The organism is Paenibacillus sp. FSL H8-0034 (assembly GCF_038000305.1).
Lineage (GTDB): Bacteria > Bacillota > Bacilli > Paenibacillales > NBRC-103111 > Paenibacillus_S.
Genome location: NZ_JBBOBS010000001.1, coordinates 267501 through 290575, shown reverse-complemented (window position 1 = coordinate 290575; position 23075 = coordinate 267501). Strand labels below are relative to the sequence as shown.

16 protein-coding genes and 2 rRNA genes are annotated in these 23075 nt (G+C 45.1%); 10 read left to right on the top strand and 8 right to left on the bottom strand.

What is annotated here, in order from left to right; genetic code table 11:
* Nucleotides 1-65 precede the first annotated feature (65 nt).
* The 8 genes from noc to rpmH all read right to left on the bottom strand — a co-directional run bounded on the left by noc (nt 66) and on the right by rpmH (nt 7232).
* Entirely contained in the window at nt 66-881 is an 816-nt protein-coding gene (noc, locus tag NST47_RS01295; RefSeq protein ID WP_076237586.1) for a nucleoid occlusion protein, read from the bottom strand.
* A gap of 153 nt (nt 882-1034) precedes the next feature.
* Complete coding sequence (gene rsmG / locus NST47_RS01290; RefSeq protein WP_341153598.1) at nt 1035-1763, bottom strand: 16S rRNA (guanine(527)-N(7))-methyltransferase RsmG; 729 nt, start codon at nt 1761-1763, stop codon at nt 1035-1037.
* Nucleotides 1764-1769: 6 nt separating this feature from the next.
* A complete protein-coding gene (gene mnmG, locus NST47_RS01285; RefSeq protein ID WP_341153597.1) occupies nt 1770-3656 on the bottom strand; it encodes a tRNA uridine-5-carboxymethylaminomethyl(34) synthesis enzyme MnmG in 1887 nt (628 codons plus the stop codon).
* A 65-nt stretch (nt 3657-3721) separates the two neighbouring features.
* Nucleotides 3722-5098, bottom strand: coding sequence for a tRNA uridine-5-carboxymethylaminomethyl(34) synthesis GTPase MnmE (mnmE, locus tag NST47_RS01280; protein ID WP_341153596.1), 1377 nt, complete (start codon nt 5096-5098; stop codon nt 3722-3724).
* Between the two features lie 109 nt (nt 5099-5207).
* Entirely contained in the window at nt 5208-5825 is a 618-nt protein-coding gene (gene jag / locus NST47_RS01275) for an RNA-binding cell elongation regulator Jag/EloR (protein WP_076237589.1), read from the bottom strand.
* Nucleotides 5822-6568, bottom strand: coding sequence for a membrane protein insertase YidC (gene yidC, locus NST47_RS01270; RefSeq protein ID WP_341153595.1), 747 nt, complete (start codon nt 6566-6568; stop codon nt 5822-5824). The genes jag and yidC overlap by 4 nt, the downstream gene beginning before the upstream one ends.
* Before the next feature lie 75 nt (nt 6569-6643).
* Complete coding sequence (gene rnpA, locus NST47_RS01265) at nt 6644-6988, bottom strand: ribonuclease P protein component (RefSeq protein ID WP_262683320.1); 345 nt, start codon at nt 6986-6988, stop codon at nt 6644-6646.
* A gap of 109 nt (nt 6989-7097) precedes the next feature.
* Nucleotides 7098-7232: a 50S ribosomal protein L34 gene (gene rpmH / locus NST47_RS01260; protein WP_076237591.1), complete on the bottom strand. Its 135-nt coding sequence runs from the start codon at nt 7230-7232 to the stop codon at nt 7098-7100.
* Between the two features lie 505 nt (nt 7233-7737).
* Here rpmH and dnaA point away from each other — a divergent pair.
* The 10 genes from dnaA to NST47_RS01210 all read left to right on the top strand — a co-directional run bounded on the left by dnaA (nt 7738) and on the right by NST47_RS01210 (nt 22899).
* Nucleotides 7738-9102, top strand: a complete 1365-nt coding sequence (gene dnaA / locus NST47_RS01255) for a chromosomal replication initiator protein DnaA (RefSeq protein WP_218639068.1) — start codon at nt 7738-7740, stop codon at nt 9100-9102.
* A gap of 200 nt (nt 9103-9302) precedes the next feature.
* The gene (gene dnaN, locus NST47_RS01250; protein WP_076237593.1) at nt 9303-10445 is read left to right on the top strand and encodes a DNA polymerase III subunit beta; all 1143 of its coding nucleotides are present in this window, start codon (nt 9303-9305) and stop codon (nt 10443-10445) included.
* A 21-nt stretch (nt 10446-10466) separates the two neighbouring features.
* The gene (gene yaaA, locus NST47_RS01245) at nt 10467-10682 is read left to right on the top strand and encodes a S4 domain-containing protein YaaA (RefSeq protein ID WP_076237594.1); all 216 of its coding nucleotides are present in this window, start codon (nt 10467-10469) and stop codon (nt 10680-10682) included.
* 53 nt (nt 10683-10735) lie between these two features.
* A complete protein-coding gene (recF, locus tag NST47_RS01240; RefSeq protein ID WP_341153594.1) occupies nt 10736-11845 on the top strand; it encodes a DNA replication/repair protein RecF in 1110 nt (369 codons plus the stop codon).
* Nucleotides 11846-11889: 44 nt separating this feature from the next.
* On the top strand, nt 11890-12138 hold the full coding sequence (gene remB, locus NST47_RS01235) for an extracellular matrix regulator RemB (RefSeq protein ID WP_076237596.1): 249 nt from the start codon (nt 11890-11892) through the stop codon (nt 12136-12138).
* 28 nt (nt 12139-12166) lie between these two features.
* Nucleotides 12167-14074 carry a DNA topoisomerase (ATP-hydrolyzing) subunit B gene (gene gyrB / locus NST47_RS01230; protein ID WP_076237597.1) on the top strand — a complete coding sequence of 636 codons (1908 nt, stop codon included), beginning with the start codon at nt 12167-12169 and terminating at the stop codon, nt 14072-14074.
* Nucleotides 14075-14250: 176 nt separating this feature from the next.
* Complete coding sequence (gyrA, locus tag NST47_RS01225) at nt 14251-16737, top strand: DNA gyrase subunit A (protein WP_341153593.1); 2487 nt, start codon at nt 14251-14253, stop codon at nt 16735-16737.
* 95 nt (nt 16738-16832) lie between these two features.
* Nucleotides 16833-17885: an HD-GYP domain-containing protein gene (locus tag NST47_RS01220; RefSeq protein WP_341153592.1), complete on the top strand. Its 1053-nt coding sequence runs from the start codon at nt 16833-16835 to the stop codon at nt 17883-17885.
* Nucleotides 17886-18199: 314 nt separating this feature from the next.
* A 16S ribosomal RNA gene (locus tag NST47_RS01215) occupies nt 18200-19742 on the top strand.
* A 233-nt stretch (nt 19743-19975) separates the two neighbouring features.
* A 23S ribosomal RNA gene (locus NST47_RS01210) occupies nt 19976-22899 on the top strand.
* The 16S and 23S rRNA genes sit together here, the layout of an rRNA operon.
* Nucleotides 22900-23075 lie beyond the last annotated feature (176 nt).

Here is a 23075-nt window from a genome sequence, read left to right as displayed (position 1 = left end):
AAACATACACACGAAATCTGCCCCTTAAAGCAAAGCTGCATAACAAAGAAGTTTGGAACAAACCATTATTTTTTAGGAATTTTGATAACTATTTCGTAGTGATCCTCATAATCTTGCTCCGAGGTATTAATTTGCAGACCTGAAGACGTGACCATATCCACGGATTGTCTAATCGTGTTTAAAGCCAACCGAACATCCTTGGAGAAGGATACACGTTTTGTTTTTTTGACTGCAACTACTTCTTTTAAAAGCTGTATTCTCGCTTCTGTTTGTTTAACATTTAACTCCTTGGTAATAATTTCATCCAAAACTTTCTGCTGCAGTTCTTCCTGGCTTAAAGATAATAAAGCACGCGCATGCCTCTCCGTGATTTTACGTTCCATTAAAGCCTGCTTAACAGGCTCACTTAGATTTAACAGACGGATTTTGTTAGCTATCGTGGACTGGCTTTTCCCGATTCGTTGAGCAAGACTTTCTTGCGTCAAATGATGCAAGTCGATAAGCTGCTGATAAGCGCTAGCCTCTTCAATCGCAGTAAGGCCTTCACGCTGCAAATTTTCAATTAATGCAATAGATGCAGCTTGCGAATCATTGAAATCTCGAACAATAGCAGGAATCGTATCCAGTCCGAGCTTTGTAACGGCTCTCCATCTGCGTTCCCCAGCAATCAACTCATACACATTATTCCGAATTCGAACAATGATCGGCTGTATAACTCCGAGGGTTTTAATGGTTTGGCACAATTCTTCAATCCGCTCATCATCAAAAATAGTTCTGGGCTGATATGGACTTGGGACAATATCTTGGATGGAAATATTTCTAATTTCATCTGACGATGATTTTTCCGTAAATCCAAACAATTTCGAAAGTTGTTCCTTCATTCAATTACCATCCGATCTTTATTTGCATCAAAGTTTACCCAGACATCTGCATTGCCTTACTATTAATTATTCTCTAGTCATATCCTTTTTCCTGCCAGCCCGAGGCCAACTATGTGAATAATATATTGTTATTCATATGTTCTACGTGGAACATTATTTGATCAATGGCGTTTTCAATGGTGTACCTGCCTTACGCGGGTATAATTTCGGAGTAGGAGCAAACTTCCGTATGAATAAAAGATTTCTGGATGAATGCTCGGCATCAGGTAATTCCAAGCTTCGGGTGTAAATATATTTGCCGCGAAGCTCATTCAGGCTATAGGAAGAATCATCCAATTCCTGTTGAAAATCGCTTCCTTTCATCGCTACAAAAGTGCCGTTAACTTTGGCAAAAGGCAAGCAAAGCTCGTTCAATCCAGCCAGCTTTGCGACTGCTCTTGCAGTTACAAGGTCATATCGATCGCGATGCTCCGGCAGCCGCGCAATATCCTCAGCCCTGCCATGAACACAGCTTACATCACTTAGCCCCAAAGCAGCAGTCAAATGATTTAAAAATTGAATGCGTTTATTTAAAGAATCAACGATTGTCACTTTCATATGTGGAAACATGATTTTCAGAGGAATACTTGGGAATCCTGCACCAGAGCCTATGTCAGCCATCTGCATCACATCACGCATCGAAACAAAAAAAGAAACTGACAGAGAATCGTAAAAATGTTTTACGTATACTTCTTCTCTATCAGTTATACCAGTCAAATTCATTTTTTCATTCCAAGTAACAAGCTCATGAAAGTAAGTTTCAAATTGAGAACATTGATGTTCGCTTAATTCTATATTTTTCATGGCCAATTGTTCTCGGAAACGGGTTTGTATCAGATCCATTGTCATCTATCCTCTAGCCGCCAATACTCGGTTATAGTGTTCCAGGTGAACTAGTAGTACGGAAATATCTGCTGGCGTTACACCAGACATTCGGGATGCCTGACCAATCGAAAGCGGGCGAATTTTCATTAGCTTTTGCTTAGCCTCTGTTGCAATTCCGTATACTTCTTCATAATTAATATCGTCCGGAATTTTCTTTTTCTCCATCTTGCGAAGTCGTTCTACCTGAATTAATTGCTTATCAATATAACCTGCATATTTGATTTGTATTTCGACCTGCTCCGTTACTTCATCGGATAACTCTATAGGTGCTGGAGACATTTGGTGAATATGCGCATAAGCTACCTCTGGACGTCGCAGCAAGGAAAGCAGATCGATCGCGTTATTCACTTCCGCACTGCCTATCGAAATCAAAAGCTCCTGGATGTCTGCCGGCTTCACTTTAACCGATTTTAAACGTTCTACTTCATCCTCAATAAGACGTACCTTTTCAAGGAAACGCTGATGACGCGCCTCGGGAATTAATCCAATTTTATAGCCAATCGGCGTTAGTCTTTGGTCTGCATTATCATGTCTGAGCAGCAAACGGTATTCGGCACGCGAAGTCAGCAGTCGATAAGGCTCGTTAGTTCCCTTCGTCACCAGATCATCGATCAATACGCCGATATAGCCTTCTGAGCGATCCAGCACAATAGCTTCTTCGCCTTGTACCTTGCGGGCTGCATTGATCCCAGCCATCACGCCTTGACCTGCCGCTTCCTCATAACCGGACGTACCATTGATTTGTCCAGCTGTAAATAAACCGGCAACCGCCTTTGTTTCCAATGATGGTTTCAGCTGTGTTGGAACAACCGCATCGTATTCAATCGCATAGCCTGTACGCATCATTTCAACCTTTTCCAAACCAGGTATCGAACGAAGAATTTCTAACTGCACATCCTCAGGCATGCTCGTGGACAAGCCTTGAACATAATATTCTGAAGTGTTGCGCCCTTCCGGCTCAAGAAAAATTTGATGCTTTGGCTTATCGTTAAATCGAACGATTTTATCTTCAATGGAAGGGCAATAACGGGGCCCCGTTCCTTCAATTGCGCCGGAGAACATAGGAGCCCGATGCAAATTGTCTGTAATGATTTGATGGGTTTGTTCCGTTGTATAGGTCAGCCAGCAAGGCAATTGATCAGGTATTTCCTCAGTGGAATCAAAACTGAAAAAACGCACCTTTTCATCCCCTGGTTGAATAACGGTTTGGTCAAAATCAATCGAGTCCTTGTGTACACGCGGAGGTGTCCCTGTTTTAAAACGAACAAGCTCGAGACCATGCTCCCGCAGGGAATGAGACAACTTGACAGCAGGCTGCTGATTGTTCGGCCCACTCTCATACATCAATTCACCCATAATAATTTTGCCGCGCAAATACGTTCCGGTTGTCACAACTACTGCTTTTGCCAAATATTGTGCGCCTGTCTTGCTGATGACACCTTTACAGACACCATCCTCAACGATCAATTCTTCAACCAAGCCTTGACGAAGGGTCAGCTTCGGTTCATTTTCCATCGTTTGCTTCATTGTGTGTTGATACAGGAATTTGTCTGCTTGTGCACGCAGCGCATGTACAGCCGGACCTTTTCCTGTATTCAACATCCGCATTTGTATATAAGTTCTATCAATATTACGACCCATCTCTCCACCAAGAGCATCAATCTCACGCACAACGTGACCTTTAGCCGGACCACCTATGGAAGGATTACATGGCATAAACGCAACCATATCCAGGTTGATCGTAATCATCAAGGTTTCACAGCCCATTCTTGCTGCCGCCAAAGCCGCCTCACAGCCGGCATGACCCGCGCCAACAACTATGACATCATAATTTCCTGCAATATAACTCATCATAAACCTCCTTAAATCGTTCTATAGAATCGCTTACCCGAGTAAGCATAATTGAAAGAATAGCTTTATTTACCAAGACAAAACTGCGAAAAAATTTGATCGATCAACGACTCACCGACAGAATCACCAATAATTTCACCCAGGTATTCCCAAGCATTGCGAATATCAATTTGAATCAAATCTATCGGGACCCCAGCACCAGCAGCCTCAAAAGCATCATCTATCGCGATTTTCGCTTTTTTCAACAAAGCTATATGACGTACATTACTTACATAGGTCTGATCGTTTAATTCTACCTGCCCACTGAAAAATAGGCTAGCTATAGCTTTTTCCAAATCAGCAATCCCCTGCTGTTCCAGAAGCGACATCATGACAATACGCTCAGCTGGAAAATGGCCAGCCAGTATGTCATTCTCAATCTGCTGCGGCAAATCAAGCTTGTTCACGATTACGATGGTTTGCTTATCCTTCAGCTGCTCGATCAAGCTCAGCTCATCAGACTCCAGCTTTTCCGAACCGTTGAACACGAGCAAAATCAGATCCGCATCCGCTAGAGCGCCTTTCGATTTCTCCACACCAATTCGCTCAACAATATCCGAGGTTTCCCGAATGCCGGCTGTATCCAGCAGTTTCAATGGAATACCATTAACCGTAACGAACTCTTCAATAACATCACGCGTTGTCCCTGGAATTTCAGTGACGATAGCTCTATTTTCCTGGGCAAGTGTATTCATGAGCGAAGATTTTCCGACATTGGGCTTCCCGATAATCGCCGTAACAATACCTTCACGCAAAATTTTACCCTGATTCGCCGTATTCAGCAATTGCTCGATCTTGCCAAGCGCCTGGGTACAGCTGTTAGTTATAAACGCATTGGTCATCTCTTCCACATCATGCTCGGGATAATCGATATTGACCTCGATATGAGCCATCAATTCCACCAGATTATGTCGCAGCAGTTTGATATTCGTAGAGAGACTGCCCTCGGCCTGCTTCAAGGCAATACGATGGGCACGATCCGATTTGGCTCGAATCAAATCAATGACTGCCTCGGCCTGTGACAGATCAATACGTCCATTCAAATAGGCACGCTTTGTAAATTCACCTGGCTCCGCCAATCGTACCTGCTGCTCTAACAGCAGATCGAGCACTTTTTTTACCGAAATAAATCCGCCGTGACAGCTAATCTCCACCACATCTTCCATGGTGAATGATTTGGGTGCTTTCATGACTGTGACCAGCACTTCATCCACTCGTTCCAGTGTGAGCGGATGCTTAATAAAACCATAATGTACCGTATGTGAAGGCACTGCACCTAATTCGCTTTTACCAAAAAAAATGCGATCCGCCGCCGCAACCGCCTCATCGCCGCTTATGCGTATAACGGCAATACCTCCCTCTCCCATTGGAGTGGAAATAGCAGCAATCGTATCCTGGATCATAATTCACACCTCAACTTCTAATATCTTATACTTAGCAATCCAAACTTAAAGAAAATCTATTAAAAAAAAGCAATGAGTCATAACGATGACATCATTGCAGCAGTTCACCTTATCTGAATACGATTACGACTCTTCGATTCGGTTCCTCACCTCTACTGAACGTACGGACCTTGGCATGATCCTGCAGCTGGGCATGAATTACCTTCCGCTCATGGGGTGACATCGGTTCGAGAATAACCTCTTTTTTGGTTCGAATGACTCTCTCAGCCAATCGATCGGCTAATTCCTCTAACGTTTTTTTCCGGCGCTCCCGAAAATTTTCCGCATCCAGTACGATTCGCATATGAGTGCTTGAATATCGATTAGCTACAATATTCATTAAATATTGCAGGGCATCCAAGGTTTGTCCTCTTCTGCCAATCAGTATCCCCAAATCAGCCCCATATAGATGAAGCTCCAAATTTTCGTTATCCAGCTTTTTTTCAATTCTTACTTCAAGCTTCATGGTACGAAAGACATCCTGTAAAAAATAAATGGTTTCTTCAACAGCATCAGGAATAAGCTCCAGCTCAACTTTCGCATCCCTGGTTCCTATTAGGCCAAACAACCCTCGAGAGGGTTGTTCAAGCACAACAATTTTTACCCGATCCTCCGTGGTATTCCATTGACGAAGGCCATTTTGCACGGCCTCCTCAATCGATTTACCCGTAACCAACAATTTTTTCATTTTGTCAGGCCACCCTTATTATTTTGAGGTATTTTAGGTTTTTTATAAATGAAATACGATTGGACGATTGTAAACGTATTACTGAATACCCAATACAATGGAAGGGCAGCAGCAAAATTCATTGCCATTACGAAAATCAATACCGGGAAAATGAACATCAGATTTTGCATTTGTGGAGTCATTTGCGATGACATCATCTTCTGTTGGAAGAAGGTAGTGACCGCAGCGAGTAACGGTAGAATATAGTAAGGATCTTTTGTTCCCAATTGAAGCCAGAGGAAGGAATGCTCTGCAATCGAGTGGTTTCGCATAATCGCGTTATATAAAGCAATCAGGATCGGCATCTGCACAATTAGCGGAAAACAACCGGCTAATGGATTAACACCATTGCTTTGAAACAGCTTCATCGTTTCTTCCTGCTGTTTTTTAGCATCGTCCTTGTATTTCTCTTTCAACTTTTTGAGCTCAGGCTGTAAATCCTGCATCCGTTTGGAGCTTTTGTACTGCTTCAGCGTAAGCGGTAATATAATCAAACGAATAATAATGGTAACAACCAATATGGACAATCCGTACTGTCCCCATAGTGCTGCCGCAAACCAATCCAAAACATCAGCCAAAGGACCTACGAAATACTTGTCCCAAAAACTATTGGTAGGGTCGATTTTAGTTGTTGCCGGCGTACATCCAGCAAGCAGTAAAAAGACGAAAAAAAGCGGCCAATATTTAGCTAATCGACGGGTCAAAATGAAATCCTCCTAAATGTTCTTTTCCAATAATAAACTATAGCATATCTCACCCCAAAAAAGAAATGCAGCTTTCTACTTTCTTATGAGTAAAGAGCCGCGCATTAACACATGCAAAATACATTTTTCCATTTCCTTATATTTCATCCCGACTACGGGTTTGCGAGCAATCAATATGAAGTCATAGCCACCCATTACTTTGGGAGCATTCAGCCGGACAATTTCCTTGATCATGCGGCGAATCCGGTTACGAACTACGGCATTACCCAGCTTTTTGCTGACCGAGATGCCCAGGCGAAAAGATGGCTGCCGAGCCCGGGTATAGGAATAGAGCACAAACTGGTGGTTAGCCACCGACTTTCCTCCGCGATATACCTTGTCAAAATATTCTCTCTTCGTTAGACGATGTTCTCTATCCACATTCAGCTCTCCATTACTTCCGGATCGTTGCGCCTTGATTCCATTCATTCCATTATACATGTAGTTATCTGAACAACAAAAAAGACCACCTGATGAGTGGCCTCTTGTATTACGCGCTTAGAACTTTTCTACCCTTTAAACGACGAGCAGATAATACTTTACGACCGTTCACGGAACTCATTCTTTTGCGAAAGCCGTGTACCTTCTTGCGTTTTCTAGTATTCGGTTTAAACGTAGGACCCATCTATCCTGCACCTCCTTGAGGAAAAAGCATTCCCAAAAATACCTCTTAATATTAAACCACATAATCGCTAGAAAAGTCAATCTAAATAAAACCGCGTATTTTGCAGGCGGGTGAACAACTTTTAAGTCGAAAATTACGAGCTGTGTATAAAAATTAAAGATTTCCACACCTTCTGTCGATTTAATCACAGGGTACTAACAATATATAGTGCTGTTGATAAAACTTACACACAAGCTATAGACAATGTGGATAATTCTAAACAATACGTTGATAATGCCTACAAATTTTGATATTATGGTTATGCCCTCCCTGTGGATAGCCACTTTTTCATGATAATGTTATCAACATGCTGTGGATATCTTTGTGCACAAGTATTTGGCTTATGTATAAGTTATTAGATGTACCTTGCACACTGTGGACAATATTCGACAGATTCCGATAATTTTAATATATACATTTTCCGGCTTACGCCACATCGCTTAATTTCCAAAGGAGTGAACAGATTGTGGAAAGCCATCCTAACGAGCAATGGCAGCAAGTTCTTTCCATTATTCAAACACGGCTTAGTAAACCAAGTTTCGAGACCTGGTTTACATCCACAAGAGCCGTAACTTTTAATGATGCCAAGGTTGTGATATGTGCCCCTAACAACTTTGCCCGCGAATGGCTAGAAAATCGTTACACCAAGCTGATTCGAGATACCATCGTGGATTACAATGGGAAATCTACAGATGTCAAATTTATTATCGAATCCGAGGAAGACAAAAACGTTGATCTTCCCCCCTCTTCGGCGCAATCCAGTGCACAATCTACGCTTGCTGTTCCTGAAGAAACCTTCAGTCATATGATGAATTCCAAATACACATTTGATACGTTTGTCATAGGTTCAGGTAATCGATTTGCCCACGCAGCCTCGCTTGCTGTTGCAGAAGCACCGGCCAAAGCCTACAATCCTTTGTTTTTGTACGGGGGTGTGGGACTGGGAAAGACACATTTGATGCATGCGATCGGACATTTTGTTCTCGAGCATAACCCGCGTGCCAAGGTTCTTTATATTTCGTCCGAAAAGTTTACAAACGAATTTATCAATGCGATACGGGATAACCGCGGCGAAAGCTTCCGCAACAAATATCGCAATATTGACGTGCTGCTGATCGATGATATTCAATTTTTGGCTGGTAAAGAAGGAACGCAAGAGGAGTTTTTCCACACCTTTAATGCTCTTCATGAGGAACGTAAGCAGATCATTATTTCCAGTGACCGGCCTCCCAAAGAGATCCCAACGCTCGAAGAACGATTAAGATCCCGCTTTGAATGGGGATTAATTACGGATATTCAGCCGCCCGACCTGGAAACCCGGATTGCTATCCTGCGCAAGAAAGCCAAGGCAGACAATCTTGAGGTTCCTATAGAAGCGATGGTGTACATAGCCAATCAAATCGATACGAATATTCGGGAGCTTGAGGGTGCATTAATCCGCGTCGTTGCTTACTCATCATTGATTAATGCCGATATTACGTCCCATCTCGCAGCTGAAGCTTTAAAGGACATCATGCCAAGCAGTCGTCCACGTGTCATCACGATCCAGGATATCCAGCAGAAGGTTGGAGAATTTTATGGGATGAAGATGGAGGATTTTAAAGCACGCAAACGTACCAAAATGGTCGCCTATCCGCGTCAAATCGCGATGTATTTGTCACGCGAGCTGACCGACTTTTCATTACCCAAAATCGGCGAGGCTTTCGGCGGCCGTGACCATACGACAGTCATTCATGCGCATGAGAAAATTTCTGTAGCACTGAAGACCGATCAGGAGCTCTACAAAATTGTCCACAGCCTGATTGAAAAAGTGAAAAACGTAACTGCCTGAACCATCTATTAACAACCAAATATTCAGTCTGTATAACTTGAGGCCTATGCACAAACTATTCACATGTGGATAGGCTTTTGTATTGCGCCTTTTGTTCACATATCCACATATCCAGAGCCCCTACTACTATTACTAATAAAAAAAGAGTAATATAAGGGGATAAAGTTGTAATTACATTTTTGAATTCTAGGAGTGACAGAATGAAATTAACGATCCTTAAAGAATACTTGAATGAATCCATTCAACATGTATCAAAAGCCATATCGAGCAAAACTCCGATCCCCATTCTGAGCGGAATAAAAATAGATCTGGATTCGAGCGGCATGACGCTGACTGCCAGTGATACCGATATCTCCATTCAAAGCTTTATCCCATTGGAAAAAAATGAACTCAATATCATTGAAATAGAGCGTCAGGGTAGTATTGTGCTGTCAGCCAAATTTTTTGTTGAAATCATTCGTAAGCTTCCAGCCCAAAAGGTAGAGATTGAGGTCAAGGAAAATTTCCAAACGATCATTCGTTCGGGCTCTTCGGAAATTCAATTGGTCGGACTTGATCCGGAAGAATATCCAACCTTGCCAAGTATCGAAGAATATAGAAGATTTCAGCTTCCCAGTGATTTATTAAGAACGATGATCAAACAAACGACCTTTGCGGTATCGACTAATGAATCGACACCGATTCTTACAGGTGTTCTGTGGACTGTGGATAACGGAAAGCTTAAATTTACGGCCTGTGATCGTCATCGTTTGGGGACTCGTGAAACAAACATAGAAGTGGATGCCGATTTTAACCTTAATAATATTTCCATTTCTGGGAAAACTTTAAATGAACTGTCCAAAATTTTACCGGATCAAAACACGTTGATCGATATTATCTTTGCTGAAAATCAGGTGTTATTTAAGCTGAGCTCGATATTATTTTATACGCGAATTTTGGACGGCACTTATCCGGACACCTCCAAGCTGATCCCGCAGTCCTATAAAACAGAGCTGGTCATTAACGCACACCAGCTGGCCGATGCGATTGATCGTGCTTACCTGCTTTCTAAAGAAGAAAAGACGAACATCGTCAAGCTGATCATGAATGAGGACCAAACCATCGAAATATCCTCCAGCTCCTCCGAGCTTGGAAAAGTAACCGAACAGCTGGAAGTTTCAAGCTTAAGCGGAGAGCTGCTTCGCATTTCGTTCAATTCCAAATATATGCTGGACGCACTCAAGGTCATGGATAGTCAATTGATTCATATCGGATTTACAGGTGCGATGCAGCCGATCATTATCCGACCGGAAGAAACGACCTCGCTTCTGCAATTGATTCTCCCTTACCGAACCACTAATTAAGCAAAAGGAGCACGGCTTGTCATGAATCCTATATCCATTCATACGGATTACATCACGTTAGGCCAATTTTTGAAGTTGGCAGATTGCATATCTACAGGGGGGCAGGCTAAATTTTTTCTGCAGGAGACCGTTATCCATGTCAATGGAGAGCTGGAAAATCGGCGAGGCAAGAAGCTGGTTCATCTGGATCAGGTCCGTGTCGATGGCTGCGGGGAATTTCAAGTCGTACGTTCTTAATAACCTTGTAAAACGGCTTTGCTTGGCAGAGTCAGTCTGTAGGAGGAACCGTTTTGCAGCTGAATAAGCTTTCCTTGCGGAATTACCGCAACTATGAAGAAGTGCATTTTGAAACCAGAGATATGGTTAATATCATTATCGGCCCTAATGCACAGGGCAAGACGAACCTGCTGGAAGCCATTTTCGTGCTGGCTCTGACCAAATCCCATCGTACTCATCAGGATAAAGAGTTGATTCATTGGGATGCACGCCAAACCATGCTGCATGGAGAAGTTGAAAAAAAGTACGGAACCTGCAAGCTGGATCTCACTATTTCTCCGCAGGGCAAAAAAGCTAAAATAAATGGCTTGGAGCAAAAGAAGCTGAGCCATTTTATCGGCTCTATCAATGTCGTGATGTTTGCACCTGAAGATCTCGAAATTGTTAAGGGCTCCCCATCTGTCCGACGGCGTTTTCTCGATATGGAAATTGGCCAGGTCCATCCCACATATTTGTACGACTTATCCCAATATCAAAAAGTACTGCAGCAGCGGAACAATTATTTAAAGCAGCTTTTTACTACACGGGACACGAAAGCAGTGCTATTGGACGTGTGGAATGAACAATTGATCCAGCTCGGTATTAAAATTATCAAAAAGCGTCAAAGCTTTATACAGAAGCTCCAGCGGTGGGCAGAAAAAATTCATTATGGCATTACGGCAGGCCAGGAGCATATTCAGATTACATATGCCAGCTCGTTTGACGCTAACAGCCTGGAAGATGAAACTGTTTTATTTGATCAATTTATGATAAAGTTATCACAGGTGAAAGAACAGGAGCTTCGGCGCGGTGTGACTATGGTAGGCCCGCATCGGGATGATTTGTTGTTTACGATCAATGGCAAGGATGTGCAGACCTTCGGTTCGCAGGGCCAGCAGAGGACCACGGCGCTTTCTCTGAAGCTTGCGGAAATCGAACTGATTCATGAGGAAGTAGGCGAATACCCTATTCTACTTTTGGATGATGTGCTATCCGAGCTTGACCAGTACCGACAAACTCAACTGATCGAAACATTTCAAAATAAAGTGCAAACCTTTATTACAACAACCGGAATTGAAAGCATAGATCGTTCAAAGCTGGAAAACGCTTCTGTGATTCACGTACGGAACGGAAGCCTGATTTAAGTCATTGCCTGCAAGTAGTCTCACGTTTTGAGGAGATGTCCCCCATGTTCATTCATTTAGGCGGAGAAAAAATCATTCGTGCATCCGAGCTCGTCGCTATATTTGATCTATCCATAGAGAAATCATCCAAAATATCTAAGCAATTTTTAAGCTATGCCAATAAAGAGAAAAAGGTTGAAGTGATCGGAGAGGAAGACAGCAAATCGCTCGTCGTTACCAAATCAAAAGTTTATTACTCTCCGATTTCATCTATGACCCTCAAGAAACGGGCAAACCAATTGTTAACAAACTAGATTTTACCTTGGAAAAGAGGGTGTCAGCATGTCTGTGAATGAAAATGCATATGATGAAAGTCAAATACAGGTGCTCGAGGGTCTCGAAGCTGTTCGTAAGCGTCCGGGGATGTATATCGGATCCACCAGCTCAAGAGGTCTCCATCATCTGGTTTGGGAAGTTGTAGATAATAGTATCGATGAGGCTCTTGCCGGTCATTGCTCCAAAATCGATGTTATCATTCATCGTGATAACAGCATTACGGTTATAGATAACGGGCGTGGTATCCCTGTTGGGGAGAACACCAAGCTGAAGAAGTCTACGCTTGAGGTTGTTTTGACCGTATTACACGCGGGCGGTAAGTTCGGCGGGGAAGGCTATAAAGTTTCCGGGGGACTGCATGGGGTTGGTGTATCGGTTGTTAATGCGCTTTCCAAGAAATTAATCGTTCAGGTTAAGCGGGATGGACACATTCACCAGCAGGAATATCAACAAGGTGCGCCTCAATATGATATCAAAGTGGTTGGAGATGCTGAGGATACCGGTACCAAGATTACATTTTGGCCTGATGACGAGATTTTTACGGAAGTTACGGAATATGACTATGACACGCTGCAATCACGGATCCGTGAGCTGGCGTATTTAAATAAAGGCATTGAAATTACTTTGGCGGATGAGCGGACAGATGTGGCCAATTCCTTTTTGTATGAAGGTGGAATTGTCTCTTTTGTTGAGTATTTGAATCGTAACCGCGAACCGCTGCATGCTCCGATTTATACCGAGGGCTCCAAAGACAATATTCAGGTTGAGGTTGCCATTCAATACAATGAGGGCTACTCCGAAAATATTTATTCATTCGCTAATAATATTAATACGCATGAAGGCGGTACCCATGAATCCGGGTTTAAGAGTGCTCTTACCCGTATTATGAATGATTTTGCGCGTAAATATAACGCGATTAAAGAAAGTGACGCCAATTTGTCCGGTGATGATGTGCGTGAAGGCTTAATAGCGATCATTTCCGTGAAAATTCCTGATCCGCAGTTTGAGGGACAAACCAAAACCAAGCTTGGCAACAGTGAGGTTCGCGGTATCGTGGAATCCTTGTTCTCCGAGAAGCTTAGTGAATTCATGAATGAAAACCCGGCGACAGCCAAGAAAATCGTAGAAAAAGGCATACAAGCCTCACGTGCCAGAGAAGCTGCCCGCAAAGCCCGCGAATTAACGCGTCGTAAAAGCGCTTTGGAAGTTAGCTCACTGCCAGGCAAGCTCGCTGACTGCTCATCCAAGGATGCTTCGATCAGCGAAGTTTATATCGTGGAAGGTGACTCTGCCGGTGGTTCTGCCAAGCAGGGGCGTGACCGTCATTTTCAGGCGATATTGCCGCTGCGCGGTAAAATATTGAACGTGGAAAAATCACGTCTTGATAAAATTTTATCCAATGCGGAAATTCGCGCTATTATTACAGCCTCAGGTACAGGCATCGGGGATGATTTTGACGTCGCCAAAGCCCGTTATCACAAAATTATTATTATGACCGATGCAGACGTTGATGGTGCACATATCCGAACCTTGCTGCTTACCTTCTTTTTCCGTTATATGCGTAAGCTGATTGAAGTCGGCTATATTTACATCGCTCAACCGCCGTTATACAAGATCGAACGTAACAAAACGATCCGATATGCCTATAATGACAAGCAGAAGGATCAAATTACGCAGGAATTCGGAGAAGGCGTGAAGCTTAATATACAACGCTATAAAGGTCTTGGTGAAATGGACCCTGGACAGCTATGGGAAACGACCATGGACCCGGATACTCGTACTCTGCTGCAGGTTAGCATTCAGGATGCGATTGAGGCTGATGCGATTTTCGATACCTTGATGGGCGATAACGTAGAGCCGCGCAGAGACTTTATCCAGGAGCACGCCAAATACGTCAAAAACTTGGATTTTTAAGCCGATCATGCTTACGAAGTAAACTCTCCCTTAGGGAGAGTTCTATATATGCTCACGAAGTCAGTTTTGCTTTAGCAAAACTCAGCAACGCTTACGAAGTAAACTTTCCCGCAGGGAAAGTTCAGTATATGCTCACGAAGTCAGTTTTGCTTTAGCAAAACTTTTAGGAGGACAAAATGTCGGAAGAACAGTTTTCTCAAATAAAAGAAATAGATATCGGCTTGGAGATGCGTACTTCCTTTATGGACTACGCAATGAGCATTATCGTCAGTCGTGCTCTGCCGGATGTTCGCGATGGCTTAAAGCCTGTTCATCGCCGAATTTTGTTTGCGATGTCCGAGCTTGGCATGTATTCAGATAAGCCGCATAAGAAATCAGCGAGAATTGTCGGCGAAGTTATTGGTAAATACCATCCGCATGGTGATTCCTCCGTATACTTCACGATGGTACGGATGGCACAGGATTTTTCCTTGCGTTATATGCTCGTCGATGGTCATGGTAACTTTGGTTCGATCGATGGAGATATGGCAGCCGCGATGCGGTATACAGAAGCTCGTCTGTCGAAGATTGCGATGGAGCTTTTACGTGATATTAATAAAGAGACAATTGACTTTATACCCAACTATGATGGTGAAGAGCATGAGCCTGCTGTTCTTCCTTCGCGTTTTCCGAATCTGCTCGTAAACGGCAGCTCTGGTATTGCGGTAGGGATGGCTACGAGTATTCCTCCACACAATTTAACGGAAGTGATCAACGGACTTCAGCAGCTTATTGAAAATCCGGACGTCACGCCGATGGAATTAATGCAATCTATCAAGGGCCCGGATTTTCCTACAGCGGGATTTATTTTGGGACGAGAAGGTATTAAGCAAGCCTATAATACAGGCCGTGGATCGGTTACGATGAGAGCCAGAGCCGTTATAGAAGAAAACAATAACAAAGCAAAAATCCTGGTGCATGAGCTGCCCTATCAGGTAAATAAAGCTCATTTGATTGAAAAAATTGCGGAATTGGTCAGAGATAAAAAGATTGATGGTATCACCGATCTGCGCGATGAGTCGGACCGTAACGGAATGCGTATTGTTATTGAGCTGCGTCGCGACGTGAATCCGAATGTAATCTTGAATAATCTCTACAAGCAAACTTCGATGCAGTCTAATTTCGGTATCATTATGCTGGCTCTCGTTAACGGGGAACCGAAGGTCCTGAACTTGAAGGATATGCTGTATCACTATTTGGAGCACCAAAAGGTCGTTATTCGCCGTCGGACAGAATATGAACTGCGCAAGGCTGAAGCCAGAGCGCATATCCTCGAAGGCTTGCGAATCGCACTCGATCATCTTGATGAAGTGATCACACTGATCCGTTCATCACAAAATGCGGAAGAAGCACGTGAAGGCTTGATCGAAAGATTTTCATTAAGCTATGATCAAGCTCAAGCTATTCTGGATATGCGTCTACAGCGCTTAACCGGTTTGGAACGCGATAAGATTGAAGAAGAATACGCAGAGCTGTTGAAGAAAATCGCTGAATACAAGGCTATCCTTGGAGACGAGCAATTGGTGCTAGCGATTATTAGTACCGAGCTTAATGAAATCAAGGAAAAATTCGGTGATGAGCGCCGTTCGGAAATTACGATTGGTGGAGAAAGCATCGAGGATGAGGATCTGATTCCTCAAGAAGAAGTGATTATCACTATCACGCATAGTGGTTATATCAAAAGATTGCCGGTTACCACCTATCGCAGCCAGAAGCGCGGCGGTCGAGGCGTCATTGGGATGGATACGAAGGACAAAGACTTTGTTGAACATTTATTTGTTACCAATACGCATCACTTCTTGCTCTTCTTTACGAATAAAGGCAAGGTGTACCGCCTGAAGGCTTATGAGATCCCTGATCTTAGCCGTACAGCTCGTGGAACACCAATTATCAATCTGTTACAGATTGAGCAAGGTGAAACGATCAATGCGGTCATTCCAGTGGAGGGCTTTGAGTCCGAGCAGGAGCTTTTCTTTGCTACCAAAAATGGTTTGGTCAAAAAGACGGCTTTGAACGAATACGGGAATATCCGTAAGGGTGGTTTGATTGCGATCACGCTGCGTGAGGATGACGATCTGATCGGAGTCAGACTGACAGAAGGCAATCAATCGATCATTATGGGAACTGCTCAAGGTGTCTCGATTCACTTCCCAGAGCAGGATGTCCGTTCAATGGGCCGTTCGGCAACGGGAGTTAAAGGCATTAATATCGGTGAGGACGATACCGTTATCGCGATGGATGTCGTTCATCCCGATGATACGGTGTTGATTGTAACGTCCAAAGGATTCGGTAAACGAACACCGGTTGCTGACTACAGACTTCAATCACGTGGTGGTAAGGGTATCAAAACTCTGAACGTCACTCCGAAGAATGGGCCTGTCGTCAGTCTGAAGATTGTAAAAGATGATGAAGATCTCATGATAATTACAGCATTAGGTACAATAATTAGAACCAGTATGTCGGGAATTTCTGTTATGGGCCGTTATACCCAGGGTGTAAGACTGATTCATATCCGCGATGAAGATGAAGTAGCAACAGTAGCTAGAGTTGAAAAGAGCGAAGATGCCGCAGAGGATGAAATCGATGGAGAAGAAACAGCCTTGTCTCCAGAGATTGAAGAATAAATAAATATATCAAAAAAGGTTGAGGAATGGGGTGACAGCCCCATTCTTTTTCGTTTAGAATAGGGAGAAGATAGAAAGTAAAGCGAGGGAATACCATGGCCACAATTTCCGTTTCCCAGTTAAAGACCGGCGAAAAGATGAGCGATAACGTACAAACGAAGCTCGGGAACGTTTTATTTATGAAAGGGAAAATAGTAAGCGAGAAGGATATAGAGATCTTGAAAGCCTTTTTAATTCCTTCCATTTCTATAGAATCCAAAGAAAATGATCCTGTCAATGACGATGTGATAGACGAGCCGAACAACACCATTCTGCCTTTCTATGAGCAATATGATAAGATGCTCTCGCTTTTAAAAAAGGTGTTTAATTCGGCGAGTGGGCAAAACTTCCCTATACTTGAGGTCCGTACGCAGCTGGAAGCGCTGCTGCAGCATATTGATCAATATCATATTTTGACTTTTAGCCCCAAAACGTTTCAATTGAATGATTATCTGTTCCATAACAGCATCATGGTTAGTTTAACATCCTATTCATTGGCCAGATGGCATGGACTGGCTGCTAAGGACCTTATGCCTATTGCGATAAGCGGTCTCTTGCATGATATAGGTAATGCAAAAGTGGACCCCGGTATTTTATATAAACCGAACAAGCTGACTCCGGTGGAATTTGAAGAACTGAAGCAGCATACCACGATTGGTTACAATTTATTGAAGAATGTGGCTGCCATTAATGAAGGCGTAAAATTAACAGCGATTCAGCATCATGAACGTGAAGATGGATCAGGCTATCCACTGGGAATCAAAGGAGATAAAATTCACCTATACTCCAAAATCGTTGCCATCAGTGATATCTTTCATGCAATGACATCGGATCGGTACCATAAAAAAGCGGCTTCTCCTTACCTGGTGTTGGATCAATTGTTTACAGAATCGTTTGGTAAATTGGAACCTGCGTTAGTTCAGACCTTTATACAGAAAGTAACGCAATTCCATAATGGTGTTCTCGTTAAGCTAAATGATAAACGAATTGGTGAAATTGTGTTTTCAGATCGTGCTAACCCCACTCGTCCTTGGGTCAATGTGAATGGACAAATTATTAATTTAACGATGGAGCGCAGTCTGTATATACAAGATGTTATTCAAAAGTAAATAGTTTTGATATTTGCTTGACGCTTGGCTTACATATATGGTAGATTAATCTTCGCTGCTTCAAGCAACGAAGATTTTTTATAAGAAACTTTTTTTAATCTAATAAAAAGCTTGCAATGATGCAGTGGAGTATGTTATATTAAAAAAGTCGCCACTAAACAGCGATTGAATAAATCAATAAGAGTGAAAGTCGACAGTAATGTTGATGGATCGCGTTTTGTCCTTTGAAAACTGAATCAACGAGTGAGAAAATAGCAGTACAAGAGAATGCAAATTCTCGTCAGCAAGGAATGAGTACAAATCAAAGTTCTACCTTAATGGAGAGTTTGATCCTGGCTCAGGACGAACGCTGGCGGCGTGCCTAATACATGCAAGTCGAGCGGATTGTTCCTTCGGGAACAGTTAGCGGCGGACGGGTGAGTAACACGTAGGCAACCTGCCTACAGGATCGGGATAACTACCGGAAACGGTAGCTAAGACCGGATAGGTGATTGAGACGCATGTCTGAATCAAGAAACACGGAGCAATCTGTGACCTGTAGATGGGCCTGCGGCGCATTAGCTAGTTGGTGAGGTAACGGCTCACCAAGGCGACGATGCGTAGCCGACCTGAGAGGGTGAACGGCCACACTGGGACTGAGACACGGCCCAGACTCCTACGGGAGGCAGCAGTAGGGAATCTTCCGCAATGGACGCAAGTCTGACGGAGCAACGCCGCGTGAGTGATGAAGGTTTTCGGATCGTAAAGCTCTGTTGCCAGGGAAGAAAGGCCAGGAGAGTAACTGCTCCTGGATTGACGGTACCTGAGAAGAAAGCCCCGGCTAACTACGTGCCAGCAGCCGCGGTAATACGTAGGGGGCAAGCGTTGTCCGGAATTATTGGGCGTAAAGCGCGCGCAGGCGGTCATTTAAGTTTGGTGTTTAATTCCGGGGCTCAACCCCGGGTCGCATCGAAAACTGGGTGACTGGAGTGCGGGAGAGGAAAGTGGAATTCCACGTGTAGCGGTGAAATGCGTAGAGATGTGGAGGAACACCAGTGGCGAAGGCGACTTTCTGGACCGTAACTGACGCTGAGGCGCGAAAGCGTGGGGAGCAAACAGGATTAGATACCCTGGTAGTCCACGCCGTAAACGATGAGTGCTAGGTGTCGGGGGTTTCAATACCCGCGGTGCCGAAGTTAACACAGTAAGCACTCCGCCTGGGGAGTACGCTCGCAAGAGTGAAACTCAAAGGAATTGACGGGGACCCGCACAAGCAGTGGAGTATGTGGTTTAATTCGAAGCAACGCGAAGAACCTTACCAGGTCTTGACATCCCGATGTAACACCTAGAGATAGGTGCCCTCTTCGGAGCATTGGAGACAGGTGGTGCATGGTTGTCGTCAGCTCGTGTCGTGAGATGTTGGGTTAAGTCCCGCAACGAGCGCAACCCTTGGATTTAGTTGCCAGCATTGAGTTGGGCACTCTAGATCGACTGCCGGTGACAAACCGGAGGAAGGCGGGGATGACGTCAAATCATCATGCCCCTTATGACCTGGGCTACACACGTACTACAATGGCCGGTACAACGGGAAGCGAAACCGCGAGGTGGAGCGAATCTTTAGAAGCCGGTCTCAGTTCGGATTGCAGGCTGCAACTCGCCTGCATGAAGTCGGAATTGCTAGTAATCGCGGATCAGCATGCCGCGGTGAATACGTTCCCGGGTCTTGTACACACCGCCCGTCACACCACGAGAGTTTACAACACCCGAAGTCGGTGGGGTAACCCGCAAGGGAGCCAGCCGCCGAAGGTGGGGTAGATGATTGGGGTGAAGTCGTAACAAGGTAGCCGTATCGGAAGGTGCGGCTGGATCACCTCCTTTCTATGGAGATATTGCTTCTGCAAACGAAGCGTATCAGTAATACAAGTTGCCAATGGCAACAACAACGCTCACTCGTTGATCAGTTTTGAGAGGATAAACTTTCTCTCTGTAAAGCTTGTTCCTTGAAAACTAGATACCGAAACGAAACAAATGTTTAGAGCAGCGTTACTTAACTTCGGTTGAGTAACATCCAAATAGATCGATTCTTCGGAATCGAACTTATTAGCGGAATTGGTTAAGCTAATAAGAGCACACGGAGGATGCCTAGGCACTAGGAGCCGAAGAAGGACGTGGCGAACGACGAAATGCCTCGGGGAGCCGTAAGCAGGCTTTGATCCGGGGATGTCCGAATGGGGGAACCCGCATGAGGTAATGCTCATGTACCATGTAGTGAATACATAGCTACATAGGAGGCATACGAGGGGAACTGAAACATCTAAGTACCCTCAGGAGAAGAAAACAAAAGTGATTCCGTCAGTAGCGGCGAGCGAACGCGGAACAGCCCAAACCTAAGAGCTTGCTCTTAGGGGTTGTGGGACGTCAACATCGGGTTAGCAGAATAGGTGAAGCAGTCTGGAAAGGCTCATCACAGAGGGTAACAATCCCGTAACCGAAAATCTGCGACACCTGTAGACGGATCCCGAGTACCGCGAGACACGTGAAACCTCGTGGGAATCCGGCAGGACCATCTGCCAAGGCTAAATACTCCCTAGTGACCGATAGTGAAGCAGTACCGTGAGGGAAAGGTGAAAAGAACCGCGGGAGCGGAGTGAAATAGAACCTGAAACCGTGTGCTTACAAAAAGTCAGAGCCCGTTTATGGGTGATGGCGTGCCTTTTGTAGAATGAACCGGCGAGTTACGTTCCCGTGCAAGGTTAAGGTGAAGAGCCGGAGCCGCAGCGAAAGCGAGTCTGAATAGGGCGCTTGAGTACGTGGACGTAGACCCGAAACCGTGTGATCTACCCCTGCCCAGGGTGAAGGTGCGGTAACACGCACTGGAGGCCCGAACCCACGCATGTTGAAAAATGCGGGGATGAGGTGGGGGTAGCGGAGAAATTCCAATCGAACTCGGAGATAGCTGGTTCTCCCCGAAATAGCTTTAGGGCTAGCCTCGGAGTTGAGAGTCGTGGAGGTAGAGCACTGATTGGGTGCGGGGCCCGCCAAGGGTTACCAAGTCCAGTCAAACTCCGAATGCCACAGACTTTTATCCGGGAGTCAGACCGTGAGTGCTAAGATCCATGGTCAAGAGGGAAACAGCCCAGACCATCAGCTAAGGTCCCCAAGTGCAGGTTAAGTGGGAAAGGATGTGGAGTTGCCCAGACAACCAGGATGTTGGCTTAGAAGCAGCCACCATTGAAAGAGTGCGTAATAGCTCACTGGTCGAGTGACTCTGCGCCGAAAATGTAACGGGGCTAAACCTGCCACCGAAGCTATGGCTCGAACAAGTAATTGTTCTTGGGTAGGGGAGCGTTGTGTAGAGGTTGAAGGTGTACCGTAAGGAGCGCTGGACACTACACAAGTGAGAATGCCGGTATAAGTAACGAAAAGACAAGTGAGAATCTTGTCCGCCGAAAGCCTAAGGGTTCCTGAGGAAGGCTCGTCCTCTCAGGGTAAGTCGGGACCTAACGCGAGGCCGAAAGGCGTAGTGGATGGACAACTGGTTGAAATTCCAGTACCACCGTGAACCGTTATGAGCAATGGGGTGACGCAGAAGGATAGTGACGCGGACTGATGGATGTCCGTCCAAGCAGCGAGGCTGGTGTGTAGGCAAATCCGCACATCGATAAGGCTGAGCTGTGATGGGGAGCGAAAATTGCAGTAGCGAAGGTCATGAGTTCAAGCTGCCAAGAAAAGCCTCTAGCCAGGGAGAAGGTGCCCGTACCGCAAACCGACACAGGTGGGCGAGCAGAGTATGCTAAGGCGCGCGGAAGAACTCTCGTTAAGGAACTCGGCAAAATGACCCCGTAACTTCGGGAGAAGGGGTGCCTCGGTAGGGTGAATAGCCCGAGGGGGCCGCAGTGAAAAGGCCCAAGCGACTGTTTAGCAAAAACACAGGTCTGTGCGAAGCCGTAAGGCGAAGTATACGGGCTGACGCCTGCCCGGTGCTGGAAGGTTAAGGGGAGTGGTTAACCGCAAGGTGAAGCTATGAACCGAAGCCCCAGTAAACGGCGGCCGTAACTATAACGGTCCTAAGGTAGCGAAATTCCTTGTCAGGTAAATTCTGACCCGCACGAATGGCGTAACGACTTGGGCGCTGTCTCAACGAGAGATCCGGTGAAATTTTACTACCTGTGAAGATGCAGGTTACCCGCGACAAGACGGAAAGACCCCATGGAGCTTTACTGCAGCTTGATATTGAACTTGGGTACGATCTGTACAGGATAGGTGGGAGCCAAAGAAGCATGAGCGCCAGCTTGTGTGGAGGCGACGTTGGGATACCACCCTGATCGTATCCGAGTTCTAACCTCGCACCGTAATCCGGTGCAGGGACCGTGTCAGGTGGGCAGTTTGACTGGGGCGGTCGCCTCCTAAAATGTAACGGAGGCGCCCTAAGGTTCCCTCAGAATGGTTGGAAATCATTCGCAGAGTGTAAAGGCACAAGGGAGCTTGACTGCGAGACAAACAGGTCGAGCAGGGACGAAAGTCGGGCTTAGTGATCCGGTGGTACCGAATGGAAGGGCCATCGCTCAACGGATAAAAGCTACCCTGGGGATAACAGGCTTATCTCCCCCAAGAGTCCACATCGACGGGGAGGTTTGGCACCTCGATGTCGGCTCATCGCATCCTGGGGCTGAAGTAGGTCCCAAGGGTTGGGCTGTTCGCCCATTAAAGCGGTACGCGAGCTGGGTTCAGAACGTCGTGAGACAGTTCGGTCCCTATCTGTCGTGGGCGCAGGAAATTTGAGAGGAGCTGTCCTTAGTACGAGAGGACCGGGATGGACGTACCGCTGGTGTACCAGTTGTTCCGCCAGGAGCACGGCTGGATAGCTACGTACGGAAGGGATAAGCGCTGAAAGCATCTAAGCGCGAAGCCCCCCTCAAGATGAGATTTCCCAATTTAGTAAGACCCCTTATAGACGATGAGGTAGATAGGTTCGGGGTGGAAGTGCCGCAAGGTATGGAGCTGACGAATACTAATCGGTCGAGGGCTTATCCAAATAAAGAGTCTTATAAGCGAAAGCGAGTAAGACGTGCTGCTCAAGCGTAAAGTGAAGTTTCGGATCTAGTTTTCAGGGTGCAAACTCTGAGCTGCCTGTCCTTTGTAAGGATGGATATTTTCTCGCAGCGATTTCGAAGGCGTAAATCTTCGAAAAAAGCTTAGGCTTACGAAGTC